The sequence below is a fragment of the Flaviaestuariibacter amylovorans genome (genome assembly GCF_039541815.1).
Taxonomy (GTDB): domain Bacteria; phylum Bacteroidota; class Bacteroidia; order Chitinophagales; family Chitinophagaceae; genus Flavisolibacter; species Flavisolibacter amylovorans.
Window position 1 is genome coordinate 350,758 of sequence record NZ_BAABGY010000009.1, and the last position, 10,558, is coordinate 361,315.

Consider the following 10,558-nt stretch of genomic DNA (forward strand, 5'->3'; position numbering starts at 1 on the left):
ATGCAGGGCTTTCGCCCCTTTTCACGACGGCACAACGGCACAAAGACACGACGAAAAGCGGAGGACATGAATCGGTTTCCTCGTCGCGCCGTCGTGCCGTCGTGCCGTCGCGCGAAAAGGCCGCTTGCGGCCGTCCATCTCAGCCCTTTGGGAATATGCTATAGCTCCAACAGCTTATGCAGCACAGAAGAGCGCCCGCCGCTCGTCCCGGGAAGGGGCGCCGGCCGGCCCATTTTTCGACCTTTCCCAATGAATTAGTTGTACTCCTAATTGATTAGGAGTACATTTATGGAAACATTGAACGTATGATCAAACTGGCAAAACGGGAAGAGCAGATCATGCAGGCCTTCTGGGAACTGGAGCGGGCCTTTATCCGCGACATCATTCCCCTGTTGCCCGACCCGAAGCCCCACTACAACAGCGTGGCCACCATGGTCAAGATCCTGGAGGAAAAGGGCTTCCTGGGACACGAGGTCATCGGCAACATGTACCAGTACTTCCCGGTGATCCCGCGCGACGACTACCAGAGCCATGCACTGAAGGATATTGTAAGCCAGTACTTCGACAATTCCTATCCCCGCATGCTGGCCTTCTTTGCCAAGGAGCAGAACCTGGGCGAGCAAGAACTGAAAGAGATCCTTGACCTCATCAAAAACGGAAAGTCATGATGCCCTACATCCTGCACGTTGCCCTGATCCTCGCCGGCTGCCTCGTCTTCTATAAGCTGCTGCTGCAGCGGGAGACGTTCTTCCGGGTCAACCGATTTGTACTGCTGGCCGGACTCGGGCTTGCCTTCGCACTGCCGCTCGTGCCCGTGCCGGCGCAGTGGTCGCTCCGCTCCGCACCCGTAGAAGTACAGGCCGTGCCGCATCCTGACGCCCTCACCGGCCTTGCCGGCCGCGACGATGCGGCAGGCGCCGGGGCAACGCTTCCGGCCGTTGGTGCGGGCACGGTGGCGGCCACACCCGGGCCGGCTAAAGAAGCCAGGACAAAGGCGCCCTTCGACGCGGCGCAGTGGATCCGCTTCGGCATCGGGCTCTACTGGTTCGGGGTGCTCGCGTTCGGCCTCAACTTCCTGCTGCAGGTGGGCGTGCTGCTTTACCGCGTGCGCACCCGCCCCGTCATCCGCGACGGCCGCTACACCATCGTGGAGCTCGACGGCGACAAGGCGCCCTGCTCCTTCGGACCCTACATCTTCATCAACCCGGAGAAATACGACTGGGACACCTACAACCAGATCCTCGAGCATGAGAAGGTGCACATCCGCCAGGGCCATACCTGGGACATCCTCTTCGCCGAGCTCGTACTCATCTTCCAGTGGTTCAACCCCTTTGCCTGGACCTACCGCCGCACCCTGGAGAGCAACCTCGAATACCTTACCGATTCGTCCGTGCTGGAAGCCGGCGCTACCGATGCGGAGCAATACCAGATGAGCCTGCTACGGGTGTCGGCCCCGCACTTCCCGCTCAGCCTCACGACCAATTACAATCAATCACTTCTTAAAAAACGCGTACTCATGATGAATGCCAAAAGATCCAACCTGCACACGGCCTGGAAGTACGGCTTCCTGCTGCCGCTGCTGCTCCTGCTGGTGAGCGTGCTCAACGAGCCGATGGCCCAGTCGAAGGAGCAAAACAAGACCGCCAAGACCGAGCGCAAGCGCACCCATAACGGCATCGAAACCGAGGGGGCCTGGTTTGCCACCATCAAGGGCGACAAGGTGCAGGTGCAGTTCCGCAGCGACGACGACGACAACAACTCGATGAACGGATCCACGTTCCCGCTCGCCGATTTCGGAACGCTGCCGCGCGATGCGGCGGGCTCCTTCCGCCTGAAGCGCGATGCCGGCACCATGGAGTTCACCGGCCGCTTCGAGGGCAACGGGGGCATGGGCCGCTACAAGTTCGTGGCCGATCCGTCGTTCAACGACTACCTGAAAGGGGAGGGCATCGCCGCCGGTGACGACCGCGACCAGATGGTGCTCTTCTTCGTGAACGTGACCCGCACATACATTGGTGAGCTGAAGGCCGCCGGCTACAAGAACTTCGACCGCGACGAGCTCATCCCGCTGGCGGCACTCAACGTAAATGGCGCGTATATCCAGTCGCTTCAGGCCGCCGGTCTGAAGAACGTCTCGCTGCAGGACCTCATCCCGCTGCGCTCGCTCGGTGTGGACAAAGCCTATATCGAAGACATCCGCAAGGTGTACCCGAACGTGGACCCGGGCCGCCTTATCACGCTGAAGGCGCAGGGCATCGACAGCAAGTACGTGGAAGCCGTACGCAGCAGCAACAGCAAGGGACGTGCAGCCCGCGACAGCGGCTACCGCAGCCGCCCCGACAACGGCCGTTTGCCCGCGCTGCCGCCCGACCCGGCCATCCCGGCCCTGCCCGCCGATCCTGACGACGAGGACGCCGTTGCGGGTCCCGACTTCCAGGGAGGCAAGCCCAAGACCAAAGAGAAAATCAAGAACAAGGTCAAGGAGAAGCATTTTGACAATAGCGGTGTGGCCGGTGCCGGCGCAGGTGCCGGAGCTGGCACCTACTCGGACCGCGACGTGGACGATATGGTAGCGATGAAGTCGCTCAACGTAACGGAGGAATACATCCGGTCGATCCGCGAGGCGGGCTTCCCCGACCTCAGCAACCGCCAAGCCATTTCGTTTAAGTCGCTCGGCGTTACCGCCGACTATATCAACGGCCTGCGTGCTATGGGCTTCAGCAACCTGCGCGCGAACGACGTCACCGGTGCCAAGTCGGTGCACGTAACGGCAGACTTCGTGAAAGGCTTCGCCGCCGTTGGCTTCGGCGGGCTGAAGCTCGATCACTACATTTCCTTCAAAGCCCTCGGCATCACGCCCGGCCTCGTAAAGCAGTACCAGGACCTCGGCTTCACCAACGTGCGCCCGAACGACATTACCGGTGCGAAGGCCACAGGCACTACGCCCGATTTCATTGCCCGCATGCAGCAGCAAGGCTATAAGCTCTCCAGCCTGAACAAATACATCGACCTGAAAACGGTCGTCCAGTAATTCTACGGGGCGGGCGCCCGCCCGCCCCGTTCCTTTTCCTTTCATCCTTTATTCCCCAACACTGTGATGAGCGGCAGCGCCGCCCAGCGGGATCCTTATTTACTTTAATTACGAAAGTATTCGTCCAAAACCACACGACATGAAAACAATCCTGCTCTACCTGGTACTCTTCCTGCTTCCTGCCGGCTTCCTTCATGCGCAGAGCCTGCAAGGCCGCCTTACCGACGAAAAAGGCACTCCGCTGGCTTACGCCAACATCGCCCTGCTGCGGGCCGACAGCTCCCTGGCGGCGGGCGCCATGACGGGTACCGACGGCCGCTTTACGATCAAGGCGCCCGCTGCTGGCAGCTATCGCCTGCGCTATACCGCCATCGGCTACCGCGACCTCGTGAGCGCAACCCGCGCCATCAGCGCCGACACCGACCTCGGCACCCTTGCACTGAAAGCCGACGGCAAGCAGCTGGACGAAGTGACCGTACAATCGCTCCGCCCCGCCATCGAGCAGAAGGCCGACCGCCTCGTGGTGAACGTGGAGAACACCGCGATGGCTGCCGGCAACACGGCCTACGCCGTACTGGCGCGCACGCCGGGCGTGCTCATCGATGCGGAGGGCAATATCCAGCTCAATGGCCGCAGCGGCGTCACGGTGATGATCGACGGGCGTCCCACCTTTCTTTCTGCCCGCGACCTGCGCACGATGCTCGAAGGCATGCCGGCCGAAAACCTGAAAAACATCGAGATCATCACCAATCCTTCGTCGAAGTACGAGGCCGAGGGCACCTCGGGCATCCTCAACCTGAACCTGAAGCGGCAGACCGTGCAGGGCATGACCGGCGCCGTGTATATGGGCTACAACACCAACTTCTACAACAGCGGTTGGAGCACCGGCGCGAGTATCAATATGAAAAAGGGCGGCTGGAGCTTCTTTGCCAACGTGGACCTGATGCGCCGAGTGGGCGGCCGCAACGCCACCTTTACGCGGGTGTTCCGCGGTAGCCGCGGCATCAATTATTTCGACCAGGTGGCCGAGGCCAACCACTACAACGAAGGCCCGCCGACCGTGCGTCTCGGCTCCGACTGGCAGCTCAACAAGCGCCACAGCATCGGCTTCACGGCCTACTTCAACCAGAACACGCTGCGCCAGCAGTTCGACACGCGCACGGTGATGGGGCCTGCGCCCGGAACAGCGGACCTGGTGATCGACGCGCGCAACCGGATGATGAACGTGTGGCAAGGCATGACGGGCAACGCGCATTACGTATTCAAGCTCGACTCGGCGGGCAGCACGCTGACCGCCGATGTGGACGGGGCCCGGATCCGCAACCGCGGCGACGCCGACTTCTACAACTACTACGACAGCGTGCGCACGGGAAAGCCGGTAGAGACCGACTTCCTCTACCAGAATTCGCCCAACGGCTACAACATCGTGTCGGGGCGTGTAGACCTCACCCTCATGCTCCCCGGCAACCGGCGCTTCGAGACCGGCGTGCGTGCTTCCGACGTACTGTCGGACAACGACGCGCGCTTCTACTTCAACAACACGGGTCTCGTACCCGACCCGGCACGTACGAATCATTTCCGCTACACGGAGAACATCTATGCGGCTTACGTGAACTGGTCGATGCCGCTGAGCAAGCGCCTTACGCTGCAGACCGGCCTGCGCGCGGAGCAGACCGTGTCGCGCGGCACGCAGCTCACCACCGGCCAGGTCACGAACCGTAAGTATACGGATCTCTTCCCGACCGTGTTCCTGCAGCAGCAGGTAAGCGACCGGTACAGCATTAACTGGAGCTACAGCCGCCGCCTGCAGCGCCCCAACTACGGCAACCTGAATCCCTTCCGCCTCTACCGCGACCCCTATACCTGGTTCGAAGGCAACCCTTACCTGCGCCCGCAGTACGCGCATTCCTTCTCCGTAACGCAATCGGTGAACAAGACCTACCTCTTTACGCTGTCGTACCTGTATACGAAGGATATCATGAGCGAGCTGCCGCGCATCGTGCCCGACAGTTCGTATACGATCTATTACACGGGCAACGTCAGCAGCGAGCGCGAGGTGGGCCTCACGGCCGTGGTGCCGGTGAAGATCCGCCGCTGGTGGGATGTGCAGAACACGCTCACCGTGCTGGGCGACCGCATCGAGTTCAACGACAAGGGCGTGCGGCAGGTGAACGAGAACGTGTTCGTGATGCTGCAGTCGAACCACACGCTGCAGCTGCCGCGCGGCATCCGCGCCGAGCTCAATGGCCGCTACGTAGGCCCGGGCCTCACCGGCCTCTACCAGATGGAAGCCTATTTCCGCCTCGACGTGGCACTGCGCAAAAGCTTCACCAAGGCTGGCCTCGACCTCTCGGTGAATGCCGGCGACGTCTTCAACACGCACCGCCTGCGCTTCAACACCAATATCGACGGCAACATCAACAACTTCGACCAGATGCTCCGCTTCCGCAACCTCAACGTGACGCTGCGCTACAACTTCCGCAAAGGCGTGAAGGTGGAAGAGCAACGCCGCAGAAATGTGGAGGAGCTGAATCGGGCAGGAGGGTAGGCCCCCTGTCCCCCCAAGGGGGAACTTAAGCCGATGCATTCTTTCCGTTAGGTGCGTTTCCGAACGGCAAAAGCTACCAACGAAGTCCCGGCCGAAACGCCGGGGCTTTTTGTTTGTGCTCGTGCCGCGTGAATTTGCTGCTGGCGGCATAGGGGAGTGATGCATCCGCTAGATTCCGGATGGCAGAATGACCGGGAGGGGCCGCCGGCCCGGGCGAAGCACCCTCCGGCACGCGGTGTTCTGCCAGGTTTGTCGAAGGATTCTGCCGTAGACGATGAGTCCCTTCAACGCGCCCAGGGAAAGCGCCCTGGTTTTCTGATTACCCGTACAGGCGAAGGCACCGGGCATATAGAAATACCTATATTCGCTTTCGCAAGCGCAGTTTGCTGCCTGCACTTTTTGATCCACCCTCCTGCGACAAGCCCTACCTGCTTACCTGGCGAACCACCACCGCGCCCCAGCCGGCACCTCAGCCTCCCCAACGACGCTGCATGTATCCCGTTCCTGTGCGCGCCCTTAGCGACACTCACTACAAAACCATAAACTACACGTATGAGAAGAATCCTGCTGGCCATTGGCCTGCTTGCTTTCCCGGCGGCTGCCCTGAAGGCGCAGTCTGCCCACCGGACCCTGCCGGTAAACCAATCGCTCTCCCCTGAGTCACCCGCATCCTCGCACCCGCAGCGGGCCCGCCCACAGGTGGCCCGCAGCGCCGCCCTGGCGGCCACAGCGGTGCGCGTGAGTGCCGGGGGCGGCTCCCAACAGTACAACACGCTGAAAGAGGCCTTCGACGCCATCAATGCAGGTACGCACCAGGGCACCATTACCGTGGAAATACTGGAGAACACCACGGAGACGGCTCCCTGCGTACTTAATGCCTCCGGCACCGGCGCCGCCAACTACAGTTCGGTGCTCGTGCAGCCCGTGGGTGCCCGCACCATAACCGGCAACATCGGCGCGGTGCTCGTAGACCTGTATGGCGCAGATAATGTAACCATCGACGGCCTGAACAGCGGCGGCAACAGCCTGACGCTCGAGAACACGAACGCCAGCTTCGGCGCAGGTGCGGTCGGCTTCCAGAACGACGCGTCGGGCAACACCCTCCGTAATTGTACGGTGCTCGGGGCGGCTACCGGCAGCAATATGGGCAGTGCCAGTGCCGTGGTGATCTGTGGCTTCGGCAACAGCACGGGCAACGACAGCAACACGGTAGCGAACAACCGGATCGGCGCTTCGGCGGCAGGCCTGCCCTACCAGGGGGTCGTGTGCAATTCCGGTTCCTCGATCGTGGATAACAACGACTTCCAGGTGCTGAACAACGAAGTATTTAACGTGTTTTCGGCAGCCGGACACAGTGCGGCCATCGCGCTTACCACCGGCGCCCAGGGCACCCTGGTGAGCGGTAACAAGATCTACCAGACCGCCCTGCGTACCGCAACGGTGAATAGCTACTTTTTCGGGGTTTACTTCGCCAACAGCGCCGGCCGCGCCACTATCAGCAGTAATACGATCGGCTTCGCCGACGCGTCGGGAACGGGCCTGTCGTCCTTCTCCGGTCTTTCCATGTTCCGGGGGGTCAGCATCAGCCTCAGCACCACGACGTTGCCGCGCACCCAGGTGCAGAACAACCGGGTGTCCGGGATCTCCGTCACGACCTCCCGCGCCAGTGCGGCCATCTCTATTGCAACGTTTGCCGGTATCGAGACGGGCCTCAGCTCCGGCGTTAACGCGCCCGCCGATGTTACCGGCAATACGATCGGTTCGCTCGACGGTTCGTCCGCGGTATCGGTGACCGCCGCCACCGGATCGAGCGCCCTGGTGATCGGTATCGGTCAGCGGATCGGCAACAGCGGCGGCAGCACCTCCGGCAACAGCGTCGGGAACCTGACGATAAGCTCCGCCAGCGGCGTCAACTCCACCCTCATGTACAGCATCGCTGCCTTTGCATTTACGAACAATACCTTCCTCGCCACCATCAGCAACAATACGATCGGGGGCAGCAGCACTGGCGCCATACGTAATGAGCACACCGGCAATGCGCCTACCTATGGGATCTTTGTAAGTGGCGTGGCGGCTTCCGTAACGGGTAATACCGTGCAGAATATGCAGGGCAACCACAACTTCAACAACTCCCTGAGCGTAACGGGTATCTTCATGTCCAACGGAGGCCTGACCACGCAGGGCGTCTCTACCATTTCCGACAACACGGTCCGGGGTCTTTCCAATGCGACCACCGCGCCGGGCGGTACGTATATCTACGGCATGTGGACGCAGTTTGTGGGCAGCGGTCACGTGGTGGAACGTAACCGGATCTACGGCCTCACGGGTACCTCGCTGATCAGTCCCCTCATTGCCGGGCACATTCTGCAGGGCAGTGGTGGGATTACCCTCCGCAATAACTTCATCAGCCTGGGCTGGAATGCGCAGGGCGGCGTGCACGGCGCCTCCTCGTTGTTTGCCGGTATCTACCACGTCAGCACCGGCAACGTCAACCTGTATCACAACTCCATCCAGGTCGGGGGCAGCAACCCGGGCACCAATGTACCCAGCTATGCCATCATCATCAATGGCGGCAACTCCACCAGCACCCTGCGCAATAATATCTTTGCCAATTCGCGGAGCAATGTGTCGGGCGGCAGCGGCACCCATACGGCGCTGACCAAATCCAACAACTCCCATGTGGTTAATGCCGACTACAACGTGCTTCACAAAAGCGGCCCCGATGCCATTGCCGCTATGTACAACGGTACGACCTATGCCGAATTCGGCGACTACATGATGTTCAGCGGACAGGAAGCCCACGGCAGCTCCGCCGATCCCCGCTTTGTGGATGCGCCCAACGGCAACCTGCACGTGTCGGCCACCAACGGCTTCCTCATCGCCGGTACGCCGGTGGGCGTCGATGCCGACATCGACGGCGACAGCCGCAGCCAGACGGTGCCGACCATCGGGGCCGATGAAGTGTATTGCAGCGCGCCCACCCTCAGCCACAGCGTCACGGATGCCTGCGGTGCTTCTGCCAACGGTATCATCGACCTGAATGTGATCTCCGGCTCCGCGCCCTTCACCTATTCCTGGTCCGGCCCGAACGGCTTCTCCGCCACTACCCAGGACCTCCGGGGAGTACCTGCCGGCTCCTACCAGGTAACGGTGAGCACCAACGGCGGCTGCTCCGTCAGCACAGGCGTCATCACCGTGGGCTCGGTGCCCACTCCCTCGGCCACGATCGCGTATGCGGGCACGCCCTATTGCGCGGCTTCGGGCACCGCTGCGGTAACGCAAACGGGCACCGCCGGCGGTACCTACAGCGCCACGCCTGCGGGCCTTTCGATCGATGCAGCCACCGGAGCCATCGACCTCGCCGCCTCCACGCCCGGCACCTACACCGTGCGCTATACCCTGGCAAGCGGGGCCTGCAACCTCGTGGTCACCACACCGGTGAGCGTGCGTCCCGAAACGCCCTTCCTCCCGGCACCGAACAGGGTGTATTGCGCCGGCGTCAGCACCGGCACCCTGGCCTTCGCGGCACTGCCGGATGTGTCGTACACCTGGACGAACGATAACCCTGCCATCGGCCTCGCCGCTTCCGGCACGGGCGACATCCCCTCCTTTACGGCCCAGAACGGCACCGACGCACCGATCTACGCCACGATCCGCCTGGTACCCGAATCCAAGGACGGCTGCTCCTTCAAGCCGGTGATCTTCCGCGTCACCGTTAAGCCGGTGCCGGTCATGAACGGCGTCAGCGGCCAGCTCGTATGTGCCGGCGAAGCCACCGCGCCCGTAACCTTCAGCAGCAGTCTAACGGCTCCTATCCTTTATTCCTGGACCAACCAAAATCCCTCGATCGGTATCGGCGCTTCCGGCGCCGGCAGCCTGCCTTCGTTCACCGCGCGCAACAATACACCAGACGTCCAGAATGTGGCCACCTTCACCGTGGTGCCGAGCCTGTCGGGTTGCAGCGGTACGCCGCTCTCCTTCGTCATTGCTGCGCGCCGCGCCGTCCTGGGCATTTCCTACCCGCAGGCGAGCTACTGTGCCGCAGGGTCGATCAACGCCACGATCGCCGGCAGCACGGGCGGCACCTTTACCGCCACTCCTGCCGGACTGGGCCTCGATGCGGCTACAGGCGGGGTAGTATTGTCGGCCTCCGCGCCGGGCACCTACACCGTAACCTACACAGTAGCGCCCGCAGGCGGCTGCGCCGGCACCGCCACCACCCAGCTGACGGTGAAGCCGCAAGCCTCGGTGAGTGCCATTCCGAACAGCACCCTCTGCAACGGTGTCGTAGCGGCCCCGATCACCTTCCCGGGTACGGCTACCTCGTATACCTGGGTCAACAGCAATACCTCCATCGGCCTCGGAGCTTCGGGCACCGGCACGGCGCTGCCGTCCTTTACCGCTATCAACGCCGGCGCTACCGCCCAGCATGCCTACATCCGGGTGACGCCCCAGGCCGATGCCAACAGCTGTGTGGGCAAGCCGATCGCCTTCCGCATCACGGTGAACCCCTGTGGTCCGATCGCGGGCCTCGGCGATACGAACGGCAACGGCGACAACAGCCGCACGCTGAACACGATGAGCCTGCAACCGAACCCGGCCCGGAGCACGGTGCGCGTATCGTACAATGGAACCGCCGCGGGCCTGACCGTAGAAGTACGGAACACGGTGGGCGGCTCCGCCCTCGCCCCGCGTGCCTTCACCGGCAACGGCATGCTGCTCAATGTGTCTTCGCTGCTGCCCGGCACCTACTACGTGGTGCTTACGGACCGTGTTAGCGGTACCCGCATGCAGCAGCTGCTCGTGAAGCTGTAAGTATCGTAAAATGCCTCTCTGACAGAAAAGCCCGCCGTATTTCTACGGCGGGCTTTTTATTTCGTTGAATAGTCCTAGAATAGGTTGACAGTTTTTAGAAGAGATCCCGGCTGCCTCAGGTGGCCGGGATTTTTGTTTTGTGCACCTGCTCAGGTGTTTTCATG

Annotated in this window: 4 protein-coding genes; all 4 read left to right on the top strand. The window is 62.0% G+C overall.

Features of this window, described 5'->3' with window-relative positions; genetic code table 11:
* Positions 1 to 305: 305 nt before the first annotated feature.
* The 4 genes from ABD937_RS16805 (at position 306) to ABD937_RS16820 (ending at position 10,394) form a co-directional block, all read left to right on the top strand.
* Positions 306 to 668 (top strand): BlaI/MecI/CopY family transcriptional regulator, encoded by a 363-nt coding sequence (locus ABD937_RS16805; RefSeq protein ID WP_345256950.1) that lies wholly within the window; start codon positions 306 to 308, stop codon positions 666 to 668.
* A complete protein-coding gene (locus ABD937_RS16810; protein ID WP_345256951.1) occupies positions 665 to 3,031 on the top strand; it encodes a M56 family metallopeptidase in 2,367 nt (788 codons plus the stop codon). Before ABD937_RS16805 ends, ABD937_RS16810 begins: the two co-directional genes overlap by 4 nt.
* A gap of 139 nt (positions 3,032 to 3,170) precedes the next feature.
* Positions 3,171 to 5,579, top strand: a complete 2,409-nt coding sequence (locus tag ABD937_RS16815) for a TonB-dependent receptor domain-containing protein (protein WP_345256952.1) — start codon at positions 3,171 to 3,173, stop codon at positions 5,577 to 5,579.
* A gap of 552 nt (positions 5,580 to 6,131) precedes the next feature.
* A complete protein-coding gene (locus ABD937_RS16820) occupies positions 6,132 to 10,394 on the top strand; it encodes a T9SS type A sorting domain-containing protein (protein WP_345256953.1) in 4,263 nt (1,420 codons plus the stop codon).
* The last annotated feature ends 164 nt before the right edge of the window (positions 10,395 to 10,558 follow it).

Bases quoted from the DNA above. Each gene is read 5' to 3' on its own strand.
- ABD937_RS16815 (WP_345256952.1), top strand. From the start codon at position 3,171: ATGAAAACAATCCTGCTCTACCTGGTACTCTTCCTGCTTCCTGCCGGC.
- ABD937_RS16805 (WP_345256950.1), top strand. From the start codon at position 306: ATGATCAAACTGGCAAAACGGGAAGAGCAGATCATGCAGGCCTTCTGG.
- ABD937_RS16820 (WP_345256953.1), top strand. From the start codon at position 6,132: ATGAGAAGAATCCTGCTGGCCATTGGCCTGCTTGCTTTCCCGGCGGCT.
- ABD937_RS16810 (WP_345256951.1), top strand. From the start codon at position 665: ATGATGCCCTACATCCTGCACGTTGCCCTGATCCTCGCCGGCTGCCTC.